A 17,380-nucleotide genomic window follows, 5' to 3' on the forward strand; every position below is an offset into this window, starting at 1 on the left:
TATTTGCCACAAGGTTGCTAGGAAAAGATTCGCTCTTGGTGTTGTAAAGTGTCACCGCGTCATTAAAAGCTTGACGGGCAAAAGCAATCCGGTTTTCAGTGGAAGATAATTCTTCCATTACCTGAGTCATGGCGCGATCAGCTTTCAATTCTGGATAAGATTCTGAAAGTACCATTAACCGACTTAACGCACCTGTCAGTGCCCCTTCAGCATTGCCCAACTGTTGCATCGCTTGGGGATCTCCAGGATTTTGCGCGGCACGACTGCTAGCATTAATTGCAGAATTTCGGGCGGCAATAACTGCTTCTAAGGTTTCTCGCTCATGTTTCATGTATCCTTTGGCAGTTTCCACCAAATTAGGAATTAAATCATAGCGGCGCTGTAATTGAACATCAATTTGAGAATAAGCATTTTTGTAACGGTTGCGATACTTAACTAAATCGTTGTAGCTATTAATGATAATTACAGCAACAATGGCAACTAAAGCAACAGAAAATATTAAAAGCCCCATATTTTTAGATTATTTCCATCAAGTACTTACTTTTTTGCAAATTTACCAATCACGGTAATCCTTAATATCCAGCAAAATTTGTGTGGATATAAAGATGAGTCTACTTGTAGCAAGTTGGCTTCGTCGTCTGTAAAATTAGTTACGCAATTGCACTGAAGATAGATAGATTGTAAAATTTTTTAACACAACTACACATACACAGAGAACATAGAGGCAAAGAAATACAGAGACAAGAGAAATAACTTACAACAATTCCCAACTATTTCTATCTCTTTTTTCTGTGTACTCTGTGTCTCTGTCTGCGGTTGATTAAAAATTGTAGCCAGATATGTCACCTATGAATCTGCATAAATAGGGAATAACCACTGACAGCAAAAATAAAAAGGATGGCGGCAGGAAAAATTACTACATCCCTGACAATAAATAAAATCCAATCTTTTCTTAGTTCTTGTTTAAACTTGAGTTCTCGCAGTTTTCGCTCAAGTTCTAAGTCTTCTGGTGACTGCAAGTTGACAGGTGACAAACTTAGCGGATTATCGCCTTTGCTGGCAATTCTTTTTGATAAATCTGTTATATCTGTCATGCTGTTGAGATACTGATATTACTTAGTGTCTCATAAAAAAGAGCCAGAGAGTTCTAACTCTCTGGCTCAAAGCTGGAGACAAAAGAATCATCAAATAAAGGCTAAATTGGGTAAGAACCTAGATTCTTCCCAGGTTATGCAACCCTAAAATAGCGCCCACACCTAAGATATGGCCAAAGGCAGCACTTGCTAAAAACGCTGGTACACCAAAATTACCAAGGAAATTGGCTGAGGGTAGTTTTGGTTCTGCGTTGGGATACTTGATGCTAGATTTGCCAAAGGCAATGGCAATGATATTAGCAATAATCATAATCAGTCCAACTGTAGGACTCCATTGCAGAGGTGTGGTTGCAGCAGCGAGTAAGGTTGAAGTTAACACCTAGATTTGCTCCTGAAATTTATTAATGGTTGAAAACATAATCTGAAACTTTCCGAAGCAAATTCAAGAAATTACCCGATTTTGCATCAATATTTAACAGTTATTCTTACTACTTAATACAATACAAGTTCAACGCAGCGAGCTGATTGTGCTAGCTGTTTGTATTTCAATGTCTGAAACAAGCGAGTCATTAGTATTGATTTATACTTACAGTAGAGTTCAAGAGTAAAATACGCTTGATACCTGGGTAACAGACTTAACTTACGTACCTCCCGAACTTAAAATCTGCTGTAGATAAAAGTGATTCCGATAAAATTATTGTATCTATAGAAATCTGTGCAGGAGTTATGAACAAAATCATCCCTAACTTTTTGAAGGATACAGTTGAAGTTAGAAATTTAAGGAGCGGATTCACCTTTCGGTAGATTTAGACAGAATCATCAAAACTGTATATTTGGATGGGCTAACACATAATTTGGCGCAAAACCTCATGCTAAATCAGTAATTTCAAGAACGACAGATGAAATTTTGATTGAATTCTAGTTAATTTGTTCCTTAAGTTCCTCAAAAGCCATGACATCCCCTGAGCCTCAAACTGATTTTGGAGAAAAAGCTCCACAAACGTCATTTGAGCCACCTTCTGGAAAACGGCGGTGGCTTTGGTTGAGTTTAGCCGCACTCCTATTATTAGGGAGCGGAGCAACTCTATGGCGTTTACTCACTCCACAAAATTCAGCACCTTCAAATGTTAACGCTCAACCTCAAGGGGTAAGAGTCAAAATATCAACAGTACAAAGCGGCATAATTGAGGAAAGTTCAGATTTTATTGCTAGTCTAAAATCCCTGCGCTCAGTCACGCTTCAGCCGAGAATTCAGGGTCAAGTTACCCAGATACTTGTAAAATCAGGAGATCCAATCGTCGAAGGAGCGGCAATTCTCCAAGTAGATCCTACACCACAGGCAGCGATCGCTAGGAATAATCCTGTACCTCAAGCATTTTTAATGCAACTGGCAAATGCCCGTGCCACACTCAAATCTTTAGAAGCAGAACGACCATCCTACGTTGCGAATCTGCAATTGTACCAGCAGAACTACGATAAGTTTGTCAACCTAGCTGAACAAGGAGCCGTGTCTCGACAAACTAGCAATCAGTTTGCTAATCGGCTCGCCAATGCTAAGACTAGTCTCGATGCAATTGATTCCAGGATTCAAGCACAACGAGCCACCATCTTAGAGGCTGAAAAATCCTTGCAGCAATCTAATGTAAATACTCAAACACAACAGCCCCAATCTGACAAAATTACCGCTCCTTTTAGTGGCACAGTTGGCAATATCCCTGTGAAAGTCGGTGATTTAGTTAATACTTCTACACCATTAGTTAATATCACGCAAAATCGACCTTTAGAAGTGAATATCTCTGTGCCGCTACAGCAAGGGCCCCAATTGCGTAAGGGTATGCCAGTAGAAGTGATGAACACGCAAGGTCAAAAACTTGGTAGAAGTAGGATATTTTTTATTGCACCTAATGCCAGCAATGAAACACAAACAATATTGATTAAAGCACTTTTTGACAACACTAATGGTCAGCTACGTGCAGATCAATTGGTTAGGACTAGAGTGTTTTGGAATCAGCGCCCCGGAGTTTTAATTCCCACAACAGCAATGACTCGTGTAGGCGGGGACACTTTTGTTTATGTAGTTGAAACGGAGACATCTCCCCAAGGTGTATCCCAACAAGTAGCTCGACAAAGGCGAGTAAAGCTAGGCGAGATCAAAGGTAATAATTACCAAGTTATTGAAGGATTACAGCCAGAAGATAAAGTTATTATTTCAGGGTTGCTCAATCTCAGGGATGGTGTTGCGATCGTTCCAGAATTTTAATTAAGGGAAGTAGAGAGGCGATCGCTAAATTTAACCTTGGTACAGTGCCTTTAACAATAGATAATCATTTTAGTTAACCAAAATTAAACTCGATTAATCTATGGCATCTTTGACAGGGAAGGTTGCAATTATCACTGGTGCATCGCGGGGAATTGGACGAGCGATCGCACTCAAGTTAGCTGGGAACGGCGCATCTATTGTCGTCAACTATGCGGGGAATGCAGGCAAAGCACAAGAAGTTGTTGCAGAAATTGAAAAGTTGGGAGTAGAAGCGATCGCTATCCAAGCTGATATTAGCAAAGTACCCGACATCAAAAGGTTATTTGAACAAACACTTGAACGTTTCGGTAAAGTCGATATTTTGGTCAACAATGCCGGAATTGCCTTCTATAAACCAATTACTGAGGTGACAGAAGAAGATTTCGATGCGATTTTTGCCATTAATGTCAAAGGCACTTATTTTACTTGCCAACAAGCCACGCAACACATGTCAGAAGGAGGACGGATTATCAACTTTTCCTCATCAACTACGGCGATGATGCTGCCAACTTATAGTGCTTATGTAGGAACCAAGGGTGCTGTTGAACAAATCACGCGGGTACTAGCTAAAGAATTAGGTGCAAAAGCGATCGCAGTTAATGTTATTTCTCCTGGCCCCACGGATACAGAACTGTTTCGAGAAGGCAAAACACAAGAACAGATAGATCGTTTAGCCCAAATGGCGGCTTTTGGCAAACTGGGAGATGTGCAAGAAATCGCCGATGTAGTAGCGTTTCTTGCTAGCGATGAAGCTAGGTGGATCACTGGGCAAAATATTCGTGTCAACGGTGGAATCGCGTGAGGAAAAGCTCTCCTCTAAATCAAAAATATAATTTGTCAGTTGCACAATTTTTCGGTTTTATAATTGTCCAAGTAGGAGAACACAGCCGTGCTGGCTTCCGATTAAAACGGATTGCTAAATATGGGATGACAAAGTTTGTATAAAGCATTTATAACTTATACAAATAATGGCTGATTATCCGGTTGTAGAGTCTGTGCTTTTGCACTAAATATCACTTATCAGGCCTTAAAAAAATATGGATTTGTCCAACTTTACTACACTCCAAAACTTAGAAGCAGCCTTCGGTGGTGAATCGATGGCAAATCGTAAGTATCTGTTTTTTGCAGATGTAGCGCGTCAACTTGGGTTTACAGACTTAGCGAAACTTTTTAAAGAAACAGCAGATCAAGAAACTGAACACGCTTTTGCACATTTTAAGTTACTGCATCCAGAACTTGTGGTAGAAGATGCAGCGGCTTTAACTGATGAACAAAAGCGGGAAATTGTATCTCGCTGTTTATCTTTGGCAATTGAAGGCGAGACTTACGAATATACCACAATGTATCCAGAGTTTGCCGCAGATGCCCAACGCGATCGCGATAATCCCGCAGCTGAAGAATTTCTCAAACAAGTTCAAGAATCTACCGATCATGCCAACACATTTCGGGAAGCTGCACACCGTTTTGGCTTGTTAAAATTCATCGAAAATTATCACGCCGATCGCTACACTGAAGCTTTAGAAGTATTAAATGGTGGACAAAGAGCAACTAGAGTTGCTGGTGAAGATCCTAAAACTCGTAAATGGATTTGTAGACAATGCAGCATGATTTACGATCCCGTTGCTGGCGATCCTGATTCGGGAATTGCGCCTGGGACACCTTTTGAAGAAATTCCTGAAGACTGGGAATGTCCAATTTGCGGTGCTAGCAAAAAAACCTTTAAACCATTTGAAGAAAAAGTTGCAGCTTAAGACGACAATCAATTAGGCACTTTTTTAGCAACTAAACGCGAAGCGTCTCTTGAGACACTTCGCGTTCATCATTAGACTTCTTAGCATTTGTCGGGGTAAAGGGGAAGGTGGAACCCCTCTGGGGATAAGGGGCGGGGGAAAAGGGTAAAGAAACTCAAAATCCTTTCCCTTTAACCTTTTTCCTTTTCCCTAAGAGTGCAAAAATATATTTTTGCAAGAGGTCTATTATTTATACACAGGGTTTTATCATGCACTTACCAGAAGATAACAGCCAATCTGAACGACAGAAACCAGTTTATCTAGAGCTAAATTTTCAGATTATTTGTGCAGTTGTACTAATTGCTGTTATTGGAGTTTCTAGCGTGACTCCTGCTTTTCCTAAGTTAGCTAAAGATTTAAATATTAACCCGAAAAATTTGGGTTTGTTGATTACAGCATTTACATTCCCATCTCTGATTTTAGGGCCAATTATTGGTATTCTTGCCGATAGATTAGGCAGAAAGAGAATTATCGTTCCTTCACTATTTATATTTGGCATAGCTGGTACTGCTTGCGCTTTCGCCCGTGATTTTAATTTATTACTATGGTTGCGCTTGCTGCAAGGAATTGGTGCTGCTTCTTTGCTTTCTTTAAGTATCACCTTAATCAGCGATTTATACACAGGAAACAGACGGACTACGGCAATGGGTTACAATGCCAGTATCAGCAGTGTCGGCACATCAAGTTATCCAATAATCGGTGGTGCATTGGCTACAATGGGCTGGTATTATCCCTTTATGTTGCCGATATTAGCGATTCCTCTTGGGTTGTTGGTGTTGTTTGCACTTAAGAATCCCGAACCAAAAGGCGAGCGCAACCTCAAAGAGTATTTGAGCAATGCCATAAAAGTTCTGAAAAATCGTCAGCTATTTGGAATTTTTATTGCCAGTGCTGCTAACTTTGTATTTCTTTATGGTGCTTATGTCACATATTTACCACAACTGATTAATGATACCTTTAAAGCGCCACCCACAATTATTGGATTGCTCCTTTCTAGTGTTTCCGTGGCAATTACAATTACATCTTCCCAGTTAGGTAGATTAGCGAGAAGATTTCCCGCCACAACTTTAATTAGTGCATCTTATGTTTTCTATGCATTAGCAATGTTAATAGTTCCCTTTGTGTCAAATATCTGGTTACTATTAATTCCAAGTACAATTTTTGGGATTGGGCTTGGTATTGGTTTTCCTAGCAGCCAAACACTTTTAGCAGATTTAGCACCAAGAGAATATTTGGCGACGATTATATCGGTAAACGGGACATTCTATGGATTAGGACAAACATTAGGCCCGTTACTGATGGGTTATGCCTTTGGTTTTGGCGGAATTAGTAGTGTGTTTTATGCCGCAACTGGTTTTGCTGTTTTGATATTTTTTGTGTTTAGGTATTGCACTTGTAGGTAATTCGTAATTCGTTTAAGAAGTAAGAGTCTTTTCAATCCGACGATCGGGTATTAGCCAGATGACTGCGACTAAAGCGTATAATGCACAGGCAAACCATGAGTTCATTAAGGCAAGTGGAATTGCTACAGCATAGACAACTACTGATACTTTTCCTTTGAAATCTTCACCAACTGCGATCGCTAGAGTCGAATCCTTGCCGTGGTAAGAAATCAGGACGCGGGTAAGAATAAAGTAAGCGATCGCATTCAACAATAAGACCGTACCATAAAGGGCAACTGGTATGGGAGCAAAGTGATTCTCGCCCATCCAACCAGTGACGAAGGGGATGAGTGACAACCAAAACAGCAGATGCAAATTGGCCCAAAGGATACGCCCATTAACATGTCGGACTGCTTGTAGTAGGTGATGGTGATTGTTCCAGTAGATGCCGATATAAATAAAACTCAGTACATAGCTCATAAATACCGGGATTAGTGGACGTAGCGCAGCTAAATCGAACCCATGCGGTACTTTGATTTCCAGCACCATGATGGTGATAATGATGGCAATCACCCCATCGCTGAATGCTTCTAATCTCCCTTTTCCCATGTACGCATTCCTTTTCTATTTACTTGAGAGTTAAGTTGTGACACTCTGTACTTTATCGTACCAAGTAGCCGCCGTTGATGAAGATTCTCTGCGTTGGCGTAGCCCGCCAAGGGCATCGCAAAATCAAAATCTTTAATTCTCACTTGCCAATTTCCGCCGTAATTCCCGAATAGCAGCGCTAGTATTGCGCTCGTAGGCAATTTTTAGAGACTCTGTGACTACTTCTGACACATTGATGTTAGGGAAATAACGGCTATTGGTTTCAACAGTGTAGCGATCGCCCTGCAATCTGTAAATTACCAGCTGGTTTTTCTTAAACAACCAAACTTCTGGTACTCGATAAGGTAGGTAGTCATTGACATCGGTGTAGCTGGTGATGTCTATCTCCACCACTAAATCAGGTGATGGATCGATGCCCCAATTAATTCGATCTTTACCTGCAATTGCTTCCCAGTTTTCAATATAAAAACAGTAGTCTGGTTCTATACCACTTTCTTGTGCTAGTTCCATTGTGATTGGGGTAAATGCCTCGTATTCTCGTCCCAAACAATCGAGCAAAACTTTGACTACATCTGCAATTACACTTACTTTGCGCCCATGTTCTGGTAGCGGTGCCATCAAGAGAATTTCTCCATCTCGATATTTAATACGAGGCGAGGAGCGATCGCCTAGTTGTTCATTGAGTGCTTGATAATCTTGCCAGCTTCCAGGTAGACGTACTACCGCACCTGGAGGCAAATGGATTGTATCGGGTGTGACAACAGCAAACATACAACTGAACCTCCACCTCAACTGTAATGCTTTACAGCAGAATTCAGAATGGGCTACGCCTTGCTGCGCTAACAAAATTTAGGAGTAAAACACGCTTTATATCTGGATAACAGACTTAGCCTCACAACTTGAAATCTGCTGTAAATATTAATTGCTGCGGCTGAAAAATACAGCAGCCATAGCAATTAAACCTAAAAGTGCTAAAGGAACCCAGAGATTAGGGACATCTGACAAACTCATAAAGGACTTCCAAATAAGTATGATATATGAGGCAGATTGCAATAGACAGTTGCTACTTGATAAATCAACTTTTAAGTAAGCCTTCTTTTAACTTCTTCAGCTAAATTTTCTAGTAGTACTTCTACTTGCTCGCCTGTTTTCAAATCTTTGAGCGATGACTTTTGCGCTGCTGCTTCTTCAGAACCAATAATTACACAGAATTGAATTCCTTGTTTGTCTGCTAATTGAAATTGTTTACCCAAGGGACGCTTATCAAAGTTAGTTATGACATTAATTCCCGCCTGACGCAAATGTTGAGAAACTTTTAAATAAGTAGGCATTAAATCTTCTTGCATATTCACTACCATCACTTGGGCTGGTGTAGCAGCTAAAGTACTGAGAATCCCAGCTTTTAATAAACGACTAATTAAACGAGTTAAGCCAATAGAAATGCCTACACCAGGCATCTTTTCGCCCAAAAATACTCCGACTAATTCTTCATATCTCCCGCCAGAACAAATACTACCTAAAGCTTCATGTCCTAATAGAGTTGTTTCGTAAACTGTGCCAGTATAGTAATCAAGACCACGGGCAATGGATAAATCAATACAGAAACGGTTTTCGGCAACTCCGAGATTACGCACCCCAGTAATTACCGTTTCTAATTCGGTAACTCCTAAACTCAATTGCTCGGATTCTGGCAGATTTTGGGCGAGATGCTGGAGCTTATCTAAAACTTCATCAACGGAACCGTCAATTTTAATAAACTCAATAATTTTTTGTGATTGTTCGGCTGCAACTCCTTCTTTCTCTAAATCTTGTTTGACTTTACTCTCACCAATCTTTTCTAGAGTATCAACAATACCAATACAAGATTTTATTTGATTTTCGGCAATACCCAATGATTTAAAGAAACCAGTAAGAACTTTTCGGTTATTGATGCGAATCAGAAAATCACCAATATTAATTGCTTCAAATATCTCAGTGATAATTGCAGGCATCTGAGCATCATAGAGCAAGCTGAGTTCACGACGCGCAACTACATCAATATCACACTGACGGAACTGGCGAAAACGTCCATCTTTTGCTCGTTCTCCCCGAAAAACTATATCGGTTTGGTAGCGGGCAAAGGGAAAGGTTAATTCATTTAGGTGACGGGCAATATACGCCGCAAAAGGAACTGTTTGATCGAACTTTAAAGCTCTTGCTTCCGAACCTGTTTCGCCCGATCTATCTCTCTCGGCTTGTCGATTTGGTGGCAATATAGGCTCAATTCCATAAATGATATTATCGCCTTGATTCCCTTTAGCTTGCAGCACTTCTAAACGTTCTACAGCAGGTGTTTCGATCGGTGTAAATCCATAGCTTTCAAAAACTCTACGGATGATATCTAGCAAATATAATTCTAGACGCTTTTCGCTAGGAAGAAATTCTGGAAACCCGCTAGGGGTGGAAAAGTTTATTTTGTCACTTTTGGCCATGTGTGTACCTTACTGAGTTGAGATTGGAGATAAAAGCCTAACGACTGGAAGTCGTGGCTACACAAACAAAGTCGGCACAACGACCGACTCAGTGACCACCTGCGCGGACTGGAGAATAATAAGCGTTTATTTTTGAGGGGAGAAATGAAATTATAACTTGATGTGAAGCATAACGAATTCCGCTTTTTTTTCAAGCGATGCCTGCGGTGGTCACTGAGCGCAGCCGAAGTGCGGGCTACGCCTACGCATTTATCGTCGGCTTCTAATGCTCTTCTGTATCCACACCAATATCTTTCGTCAGTCCTGCCGCCTGCGATCGCTCGTTAGTTGACGGTTTTATTGTCCACGCCCTGGCTTACAATCTGCAAAACCCAACGCCTCTGTATCGAGAAAACTTGCGATCGCCATCTCAATAACTGCTTCGATTGGATATTCAATTTCAGTAGCACGAGCAATCAGAGCGGCGCGAATTCTTTCAGGTAAGCATCCTAAAATAACTTCGGCATCATTGGGGGAAAGTTGCTCTTGGGATTTTGCTTGCATCGCTTTACTACCCTTCGGTTGGAATTTGAACGTTGTAAGGAGGTTCGGTGGCTCTTAAAATAATGGCTTCTAGCTCCAATAGTAACTTAGGGTTTTCCCAATATGAAATGAATTGCACTGCGATTCGCACATCTTCATCGTTATACTTATCGAGCCACGCCCACAAAAAAGCTTTATGTCCACCACTAAAACGCCCCCGTAAGCTCTTGGTTTTACCGATGTACAGCAATCCGTCAGTCTTGTGCCTGATTGCATAGATGCCAGGACGAGCCGGAATGCTCCCAAACTCACGGGTCAAGGGTTGGCATTGTTCAAAGGGAATGAAGGCGATCGCATCCAGAATTCTCCGAGCTTGAGCTTGAAGTTCAGAATCATTTGTTGGCATGAAGACGAGAGGAGTGATTGCACAGAAATCATACTCTCACGAATTCAGTCATTTTCAAGCCCTTCCCAAAGTTGAGCCACCGGGATAGTTTGCCCAGTCATGTCTTCGTGCCAAGCTTGCCGGAAATCTTCTAAGACTTCTGCTTGAGATTGATCGTCGAGAACTTCCTCTTCTGGAATTAGAATAATAACTTCTACGCGGCTGTTTTTATCTGTTATGAGCGATGCTTGTCATCTCATATTCCCGGCTGTTTTTGCCATACTTCAATACCAGACCACTGACCAAGTAAACGAATGGACTCGTGTTCTGAACGAATGGACTCGTGTTCTGAACGAATGGCCTCGTATTCTGAACGAATGGCCTCGTGTTCTGAACCAATGGCCTCGTGTTCTGAACGAATGGCCTCGTGTTCTGAACCAATGGACTTGTGTTCTGAACGAATGGCCTCGTGTTCTGAACGAATGGCCTCGTGTTCTGAACCAAAACTATGAAAGTTCTTCCAGGTGCTTTGGTTATCGTAGACGAAACTGTGTCAGAAGCGATCGCCGTTGGTTAAGCAAATGAGTTACATAGTGATGATGGCATTGGTTACTCCCCATTCTCAAACCACCAGGGGTCACTCGTTGAGTTGGTTTTAATCAAAATAGCTTTTTTTCGCATGAACCGTTTTAGCGCTGCTGCACCCATGCGTGGCTGTCCCAAACCGGAGAATTTGAAGGCGTTTTTCTCTCCCTCATGCATGATGGCGGTGAGTCCAGCATCGTTGATACTAATAGCACCTGCATCTACCTGGTAAGCAACTTCTAAGGCTTCTGTTTCTGAGGCAAATACAGCAGCACTCAATCCATAGATTGAGTCATTGGCTAAAGAGACTGCTTCACCTACTGTAGAAAAAGGCATAACTGGCATAATCGGGCCAAAAGTCTCTTCGGTCATGACTTTCATGGAATGATTAACTTGGGTAAGCACTGTTGGACGACACCACCAACCCCCACCTAAATCCTCGATTACACCACCGCAGTGAATTACTGCTCCTTTTTCCACTGCATCTAGAAGATGATCGCTAATAACGGCTGCTTGTCTTTCGGCGATGATCGGGCCAATTTCTCCACTTTCGACTGTGGGATAGGCCAGCTCAAGGCGATGTGCTTTGGCTACTAGTTGATGGTAAAACTTTTCAAATATAGAGTCTGCAACATAAATTCGCTCAATTGAGAGGCATGACTGTCCGGTGTTGACGACGGAACTCCACAATATTGCTGAGGTTGCTAATTCTAAGTTGGCTGATTCTAAAACGATCGCAGGATCTTTTCCTCCTAATTCCAAAAAAGCTGGAATAAACTGTTTTGCAGCCGCCTGTGCAACTTTTCTCCCTGTGGCTACACTGCCTGTAAAGCATACTAAATCTACATTTTCAATTAAAGTAGATCCGGTTGCGCCTGCTCCTTCGACAAAAGTTAATACCTCGTGTAGTTTGGGAACGGTATTGAGTGCTGTAATCAGTGGTGCTACGAAGCGGGGAGTGATTTCACTGGGTTTGACAATGACAGCACAACCTGCCAACAATGCCGGAATGGTATCAACAGTAGACAGTGACAGCGGAAAATTCCACGGGCTAATTACCCCAACTAAGGGATAAGGAACGGATGTTTGTTGTAAGGCAATAAAGGGAATGGCTGTATTTTTTGCCGATTCTTGCAGCAATTCCGGTGCTAACCGACACCAGCGATCGATGCTGGAGAGGAAAGAATCAATTTCTAATATCGAGGTTGACAATCTTCCGGTATCATTTACCAAAGCTTCCGTGAGGCGATCGCGTCCAGATATGATCGCATCTTTCCACTGCTGTAAAGCTTCAATTCTCCCCTCTAAACCCAATTTCTGCCAGCGAACTTGTGCCCGGCGCGTCCGCTTACATTGCTGTACCACCAGCCTTGGAGGCGGCGGGATAATTACGTAATCAAATTTGCCAGTTCGGGGATTGCGGACTTCTATTGGTTTTGTCATTTGTCATTTGTCATTTGTCATTTGTCATTTGTTATTACTTGCTAATCCCCAATTCCCAATTTCCATTCCCAAATTTAAATTATCCGCAGTTTGGTTAAGCGCTCAATGGTGGTTTGCTGTGTTTGCAGGAAGTGTTTGCAGTTTACTTCTCTTTCCAGCATAGTATTAGCGGGGTAAAAGTGTGATTGGCGATCGCTTGTTTGGTTAATTGCATAACAGGTAACTTGCGATTCCAAAGCGCAGTACGATTCTAAATTAGTGGACATGGAAAATTGAGAGCCATAACAAATGACCAATGACCAATGACCAATGACAAATGACAAATGACTAATTTAGAGAATCCGATCGCCACCCCAGAGCGATCGCACAATTTTATCTGCCAACTCAGATCTAAGTATCTGTACGACAAATTTATTACCTGGATCGCGTTCAGCACCATTACGGCGCAGCGCTAAATCACGAGCAGCTAAAGCCTCCCGTGCATCTTCTGGCACAGGTTCAGCTGCATCTACCCAAGTTAACCAGCGATCGAGTGTTTCGTGTGCAAGTGTGCGAGTTAGCTCCAGAGTTTCAAAAGTAGGTGCGCCTGTGTAGCACAATTTAACAGGCGATTGAAATAATCGAAGATACAGACTTTTGCTGGTAAATACCTTGAGCCGCGCATCTTCCTGTAACTTTAAGAATGTTTGATTAACTGGCTCATAGTAGCGATCGAGATATGCCAAATCGGTTAAAAGCTCAGTTCTGGCAATGTAATCTATATAAAATAAAATATTTCCATTTGGAAGTGTGCCAAACTCAAAGGCCAAATGAGGAACTTGGATATGGGACTTCAACCAAGTAGTGAGACGCATAGTGCTAAAGTTTGATTTTTCCGGGTTTCCCAACCACGAATGCACTAGCCAGTCAATTTCTTCCCCAGAAAAAGCAGTCAGCGAACCTTTCATGTTGCCATCGAGACTGCTGTATTGCTGTAAATTTTCTACAGAAGGGTCTGGATGTAACTGAAAACGAGCTTCTAGTTTTTGGTAAAGTTCGTTTGTCAAACCCCACAACTGTTCAAATAAGGTTGTACTGCCTACATTAGGTTGCTGCTCAAGCACTGTTTGTATGTACCCTTTTGAGATAACGAATACAAACAAAGTATAATGTCAAAACAAAACACAAGCATCTAGTTTCTGTCAGAGTTTTTCTGAGGTTAACTTACCGAAAACTTGGGTCTAAAGCCTCAATTGAGTAGCGGATCTGAATCCCTCAGTCATTGATTCTGAGCGGAGGCAAAGCGTCTTTGGCTTTGCTGCTGAATTCTGAATTCTTTTTCAATTATTGTTTGCTTCTGCCGTCTTTGTATAAACTTAATTTAAATAAAGAACTCCAGGTAGAAGAGAGAATGTCAAATTTCCCTGATCGCACAGAGTCAAACACCGATAAAGTCTTACTCATCGGAGTTACTGGCGGCACAGGTGGAAATGTCGTCAAGGGATTTCTCGAACAGGGAGTTACCAACCTGCGAGTCATTACTAGAGAAATTAACCTTAATCGTCCAACTCTTGCAAAGCTCAACGATGCCAAAGTTGAACTGGTAAAAGCTAACCTCGACGATGAAACTTCCCTCATAGCAGCATTTGCAGGAATTTCGGCTGTTTACTGCCATGCTACTTCTGCTGACTCTCCTAAAATTGACCCCCTAGAGGTGGAGAGGGCAAAGCGAGTTGCAGAAGTTGCAAAACAAGCTCACATCAAACACTTTGTCTACAATTCCGCAGGTGGGGCAGACAGGAATTCAGGAATCCCCCGCATTGAGCAAAAGTACCAAGTAGAGAAAATTATCAAAGCAGGTGGCTTACCGACTACCATGTTGCGAGCTTGCTTGTTTATGGAGGAGTTTTGGAAGAAGTACACGCGACCTTCCATCCTTAAAGGTAGTTTCCCATTTTCCATTCAGCCATACAAGCCCCTTCATCTAATTACAACCAAGGACATGGGCCGCGTTGCTGCCTACGTAATTAAACATCCCACTAAGTATATTGGTCAAGAAATTGAGTTAGCTGGCGATATGTTGACTCCTCTTCAGATGGCAGAGGCATTTTCCCAAGCGCAGGGGATAAAAGTTATCCATAAAGAGACACCCGCCTGGATTTTCTTACTCCTGCTGCAAAAGGAACTATTCGATTTGATTCAGTGGTATCGCAAACAAGGTTATCAAGCCGATGTCCAGTGTTTACGAGAACAGGAATTTCCTGGACTTCTGACCACATTTAGGGAATTTCTGGCAGAAACCAACTGGGCAAACGCGGAACTCACCTACGAGAGTCTGCGATTGGACTAGTACACTGTGGCAAAAATTTGCCTTAAGAGTGAAGCTTGGAGTTCACAAGGGGAAGTTTTCAACTTTTTGCTTAGATGTTGTAGTATTAATAGAAAATCCTCGACGCGTAGGTTTAATATTAGCTAACTCCACCTGAAAAGTTACTTTGTCGCTCATTTCCCCGCTTCTCGCTTCTAAAGTCCACTTACCAGGACGTAAATTCCAAAATAAAGAATTAGCTGAGTTTGTATCTAACTTTTCGCCGTTTAACCACCACTCCACTGGTGCAGATTTATTTCCCGCTAGCTTAAATTCGAGTTTTTGCTGCGTTTCTTCACCAGGATAAACTAAAAATAAATCGCCATGATGCGGAGATAAAATTCTCAAACTGGCAGAAGTAAAATTTGATTGCTGTTGTTTTGCTAACCATTCATCATACTCTGGTGGCAAATTGAATTGATTCTCACGTTCGTAATTACTTTTATCTTCAGGATAGAAATATTCCTGCACCACTGAGGTACAATCTGGGGTGGGCCGTAATCCAGAAATTGCACAAACAGGTAATTGCACTAAACCTTCTGGAGATGGAAAAGCTGCTGGTTCTTGATGTTCGTGCAGATGTAACATAATTCGATTCCATAAGGGTGCTGCGCCTGTCACACCTGAAACCTGTCGCATCGGCTCACCGTTGAAATTGCCTACCCAAGTAGCGACGGTGTAATCTGTAGTGAAGCCAACTGTCCAAGTATCACGAAAATTGGAAGAAGTGCCAGTTTTAACAGCAGCAGGAAAGGGTAAATTTAACACCGAGTCTACACCAAATGCTGTTGCACGAGCATAGCTGTCACTGAGTATATTGGTGATTAATTGCCATATTGTCGGATTTTGGACTTCGACTTCGCTCAGTCGAACGATTTGAGATTTGGGATAGCGTAGCGTTAGCGAGTCTGCGTTCGCGTAGCGTCTCGTAGAGAGCGTCTTTTGAATTGGGGAATTGGAAAATGTGCTGACTATTGGGGTAGCATCTCCTTGTCGTGCTATGGTCAGGTAAGCACGGGCTAATTCCCAGAGGCTCACTTCGCCACTACCTAGAGTCAAACCCAAACCATAATGTTCAGGAGTTTGATTGAGGTGTTCAAATCCCAGTTGATGCAGCCGTTCTAAGAAAGTTTCCACACCAACTTTTTCTAACACCTTTATTGCAGGTACATTTAAAGAATTTGCTAAAGCGATTCGCACCCGCACAGGGCCAAGAAATCTTTCGCTGTAATCTGTGGGGCTGTAAAGTTTCGCGCCGGGAATTGCATAATGGGCGGGTACATCTGCCAAAATGGTATTTGGGCGAATTAAACCTTTTTCTAAAGCTAGTTCATAGACAAAAGGCTTGAGGGTAGATCCTGGTTGACGTAGTGCTTGCACTCCATCATTGCGTCCCAGTTTAACTTCATTAAAGTAATCAGGTGAACCGACATAAGCCAAAACTTCACCAGTGTGGTTATCAATCACCAACGCGGCTGCATCATGGACGTTGTTAGCGGCTAGGGAAGAAATTACCTGCTGTACTTGTGCTTCTACAAACTGCTGCAAAGGGCGATTGATAGTCGTGCTGATGGGGGAGTTTTGTTCTGTTTGCGTTTTATCAAACTGATTGGCTAACCAAAATAAAAAGTGTGGTGCAGCGATAATTCCCCCTTGGCGAGATTGAAACACAACCTTTTCGGTATGTGTTCGGGTTGCGTTCGTCGCAGACGTTGGCGCAGCCATCGCACCACTAATATACTTTTCCTGTACCATCCGATTAAGAACGTATTTTTGTCGCTGCTTCAGCCGTTCCCAATGTTCATAAGGATTAAAGTATGTGGGATTATTGGGAATAGCAGCTAACAAACTAGCTTGAGCAAGATTCAACTCACTAGCTGGAATGGAAAAATAAGTCTGTGCGGCTGCTTCCACACCATATATATTCCCGCCCATTGGTAGCCGATTGATGTATGCAGCCAGAATTTCATCTTTGTTCATCCCTGCTACTAACCGCCAAGATAGCCAAATCTCTTGCATTTTACCTGACAGAGTACGCGGGACTGGTTGTAACATCCGCGCCAACTGCATAGTAATTGTGGAAGCCCCGGAAACAATTCGTTTCGCGTGGATGGCTTCTTTGCTGGCGCGGATAATAGCTTTCATATCCAACGCCCCATGATGGTAAAAGCTGCCATCTTCGGCGGCTAAAATAGCGTGGATAAACTGGGGCGAAACCTGATTTAGTGGTACTACTGATGTATGCTCTTGGTCACGGGTGAGCAATGTTCCTAATGGTAAACCATTGCGATCGCTAAATTGCATTGCCAACTGATGTTGGGCAATATCTGCGGCCCGAACGGGCGCAAAATAAGGCAGTAGGCGTACCACGAGACAGATTAGCAGCACAGCTAGGATAACTTTACTAGTGGGCTTAAGTTTGAGTAGCGATCGTGATATTACTTTCATCAGGG

17 protein-coding genes and 1 pseudogene are annotated in these 17,380 nt (G+C 42.2%); 6 read left to right on the forward strand and 12 right to left on the reverse strand.

Annotation, left to right across the window (positions count from 1 at the left end; genetic code table 11):
* The 3 genes from RMY16_RS25165 to psaK form a co-directional block, all read right to left on the reverse strand.
* Positions 1-511, reverse strand: a 511-nt coding sequence (locus RMY16_RS25165) for a LemA family protein (protein WP_322738642.1), incomplete at its 3' end; no start/stop codon positions are given.
* 331 nt (positions 512-842) lie between these two features.
* Positions 843-1,094, reverse strand: coding sequence for a hypothetical protein (locus RMY16_RS25170; protein ID WP_322738643.1), 252 nt, complete (start codon positions 1,092-1,094; stop codon positions 843-845).
* A gap of 118 nt (positions 1,095-1,212) precedes the next feature.
* Entirely contained in the window at positions 1,213-1,473 is a 261-nt protein-coding gene (gene psaK, locus RMY16_RS25175; RefSeq protein WP_322668269.1) for a photosystem I reaction center subunit PsaK, read from the reverse strand.
* Positions 1,474-2,046: 573 nt separating this feature from the next.
* Here psaK and RMY16_RS25180 point away from each other — a divergent pair.
* From RMY16_RS25180 to RMY16_RS25195, 4 genes are all read left to right on the forward strand, one after another.
* Positions 2,047-3,354, forward strand: coding sequence for an efflux RND transporter periplasmic adaptor subunit (locus RMY16_RS25180; RefSeq protein WP_322738644.1), 1,308 nt, complete (start codon positions 2,047-2,049; stop codon positions 3,352-3,354).
* A 100-nt stretch (positions 3,355-3,454) separates the two neighbouring features.
* A complete protein-coding gene (locus RMY16_RS25185; RefSeq protein WP_322738645.1) occupies positions 3,455-4,195 on the forward strand; it encodes an SDR family oxidoreductase in 741 nt (246 codons plus the stop codon).
* A gap of 235 nt (positions 4,196-4,430) precedes the next feature.
* On the forward strand, positions 4,431-5,144 hold the full coding sequence (locus tag RMY16_RS25190; RefSeq protein WP_322738646.1) for a rubrerythrin family protein: 714 nt from the start codon (positions 4,431-4,433) through the stop codon (positions 5,142-5,144).
* A 248-nt stretch (positions 5,145-5,392) separates the two neighbouring features.
* Positions 5,393-6,586 carry an MFS transporter gene (locus RMY16_RS25195; RefSeq protein ID WP_322738647.1) on the forward strand — a complete coding sequence of 398 codons (1,194 nt, stop codon included), beginning with the start codon at positions 5,393-5,395 and terminating at the stop codon, positions 6,584-6,586.
* Between the two features lie 12 nt (positions 6,587-6,598).
* Here the strand turns inward: RMY16_RS25195 and RMY16_RS25200 are convergent, their stop codons facing one another.
* The 3 genes from RMY16_RS25200 to hisS form a co-directional block, all read right to left on the reverse strand.
* Positions 6,599-7,174 carry a TMEM175 family protein gene (locus RMY16_RS25200; protein ID WP_322738648.1) on the reverse strand — a complete coding sequence of 192 codons (576 nt, stop codon included), beginning with the start codon at positions 7,172-7,174 and terminating at the stop codon, positions 6,599-6,601.
* A gap of 132 nt (positions 7,175-7,306) precedes the next feature.
* The gene (locus tag RMY16_RS25205) at positions 7,307-7,945 is read right to left on the reverse strand and encodes a Uma2 family endonuclease (protein WP_322738649.1); all 639 of its coding nucleotides are present in this window, start codon (positions 7,943-7,945) and stop codon (positions 7,307-7,309) included.
* Between the two features lie 311 nt (positions 7,946-8,256).
* On the reverse strand, positions 8,257-9,645 hold the full coding sequence (gene hisS / locus RMY16_RS25210) for a histidine--tRNA ligase (protein ID WP_322738650.1): 1,389 nt from the start codon (positions 9,643-9,645) through the stop codon (positions 8,257-8,259).
* Between the two features lie 162 nt (positions 9,646-9,807).
* Here hisS and RMY16_RS25215 point away from each other — a divergent pair, with 162 nt between their 5' ends.
* Positions 9,808-9,972, forward strand: a complete 165-nt coding sequence (locus RMY16_RS25215; protein WP_322738651.1) for a hypothetical protein — start codon at positions 9,808-9,810, stop codon at positions 9,970-9,972.
* Between the two features lie 9 nt (positions 9,973-9,981).
* On the opposite strand, the gene RMY16_RS25220 is transcribed toward RMY16_RS25215, so the two are convergent.
* The 5 genes and pseudogenes from RMY16_RS25220 to RMY16_RS25240 all read right to left on the reverse strand — a co-directional run bounded on the left by RMY16_RS25220 (position 9,982) and on the right by RMY16_RS25240 (position 13,683).
* Positions 9,982-10,188 carry a hypothetical protein gene (locus tag RMY16_RS25220; protein WP_322653561.1) on the reverse strand — a complete coding sequence of 69 codons (207 nt, stop codon included), beginning with the start codon at positions 10,186-10,188 and terminating at the stop codon, positions 9,982-9,984.
* A gap of 7 nt (positions 10,189-10,195) precedes the next feature.
* Positions 10,196-10,573 carry a GIY-YIG nuclease family protein gene (locus RMY16_RS25225; RefSeq protein WP_322738652.1) on the reverse strand — a complete coding sequence of 126 codons (378 nt, stop codon included), beginning with the start codon at positions 10,571-10,573 and terminating at the stop codon, positions 10,196-10,198.
* A 588-nt stretch (positions 10,574-11,161) separates the two neighbouring features.
* A complete protein-coding gene (locus tag RMY16_RS25230) occupies positions 11,162-12,580 on the reverse strand; it encodes an aldehyde dehydrogenase family protein (RefSeq protein ID WP_322738653.1) in 1,419 nt (472 codons plus the stop codon).
* A gap of 74 nt (positions 12,581-12,654) precedes the next feature.
* Positions 12,655-12,768, reverse strand: a pseudogene (locus tag RMY16_RS25235) (nitrilase); the annotation flags it as partial.
* 144 nt (positions 12,769-12,912) lie between these two features.
* On the reverse strand, positions 12,913-13,683 hold the full coding sequence (locus RMY16_RS25240) for a red chlorophyll catabolite reductase (RefSeq protein WP_322738654.1): 771 nt from the start codon (positions 13,681-13,683) through the stop codon (positions 12,913-12,915).
* A 287-nt stretch (positions 13,684-13,970) separates the two neighbouring features.
* On the opposite strand from RMY16_RS25240, the gene RMY16_RS25245 reads away from it, so the two are divergent.
* Positions 13,971-14,909 carry an NmrA family NAD(P)-binding protein gene (locus RMY16_RS25245; protein ID WP_322738655.1) on the forward strand — a complete coding sequence of 313 codons (939 nt, stop codon included), beginning with the start codon at positions 13,971-13,973 and terminating at the stop codon, positions 14,907-14,909.
* A 42-nt stretch (positions 14,910-14,951) separates the two neighbouring features.
* Here RMY16_RS25245 and pbpC read toward each other — a convergent pair whose 3' ends face one another.
* Positions 14,952-17,375: a penicillin-binding protein 1C gene (pbpC, locus tag RMY16_RS25250; protein WP_322738656.1), complete on the reverse strand. Its 2,424-nt coding sequence runs from the start codon at positions 17,373-17,375 to the stop codon at positions 14,952-14,954.
* Positions 17,376-17,380 lie beyond the last annotated feature (5 nt).

The organism is Nostoc sp. DedQUE12b, assembly GCF_034530835.1.
Taxonomy (GTDB): Bacteria; Cyanobacteriota; Cyanobacteriia; order Cyanobacteriales; family Nostocaceae; genus Nostoc.

Excerpts from the sequence above, each read along its gene's own strand:
- RMY16_RS25170 (WP_322738643.1), bottom strand. The coding sequence starts at position 1,094 with ATGACAGATATAACAGATTTATCAAAAAGAATTGCCAGCAAAGGCGAT.
- pbpC (WP_322738656.1), bottom strand. The coding sequence starts at position 17,375 with ATGAAAGTAATATCACGATCGCTACTCAAACTTAAGCCCACTAGTAAA.
- RMY16_RS25220 (WP_322653561.1), bottom strand. The coding sequence starts at position 10,188 with ATGCAAGCAAAATCCCAAGAGCAACTTTCCCCCAATGATGCCGAAGTT.
- RMY16_RS25225 (WP_322738652.1), bottom strand. The coding sequence starts at position 10,573 with ATGCCAACAAATGATTCTGAACTTCAAGCTCAAGCTCGGAGAATTCTG.
- RMY16_RS25180 (WP_322738644.1), top strand. The coding sequence starts at position 2,047 with ATGACATCCCCTGAGCCTCAAACTGATTTTGGAGAAAAAGCTCCACAA.
- RMY16_RS25245 (WP_322738655.1), top strand. The coding sequence starts at position 13,971 with ATGTCAAATTTCCCTGATCGCACAGAGTCAAACACCGATAAAGTCTTA.
- RMY16_RS25230 (WP_322738653.1), bottom strand. The coding sequence starts at position 12,580 with ATGACAAAACCAATAGAAGTCCGCAATCCCCGAACTGGCAAATTTGAT.
- RMY16_RS25200 (WP_322738648.1), bottom strand. The coding sequence starts at position 7,174 with ATGGGAAAAGGGAGATTAGAAGCATTCAGCGATGGGGTGATTGCCATC.
- RMY16_RS25185 (WP_322738645.1), top strand. The coding sequence starts at position 3,455 with ATGGCATCTTTGACAGGGAAGGTTGCAATTATCACTGGTGCATCGCGG.
- RMY16_RS25190 (WP_322738646.1), top strand. The coding sequence starts at position 4,431 with ATGGATTTGTCCAACTTTACTACACTCCAAAACTTAGAAGCAGCCTTC.
- RMY16_RS25195 (WP_322738647.1), top strand. The coding sequence starts at position 5,393 with ATGCACTTACCAGAAGATAACAGCCAATCTGAACGACAGAAACCAGTT.
- hisS (WP_322738650.1), bottom strand. The coding sequence starts at position 9,645 with ATGGCCAAAAGTGACAAAATAAACTTTTCCACCCCTAGCGGGTTTCCA.
- RMY16_RS25205 (WP_322738649.1), bottom strand. The coding sequence starts at position 7,945 with ATGTTTGCTGTTGTCACACCCGATACAATCCATTTGCCTCCAGGTGCG.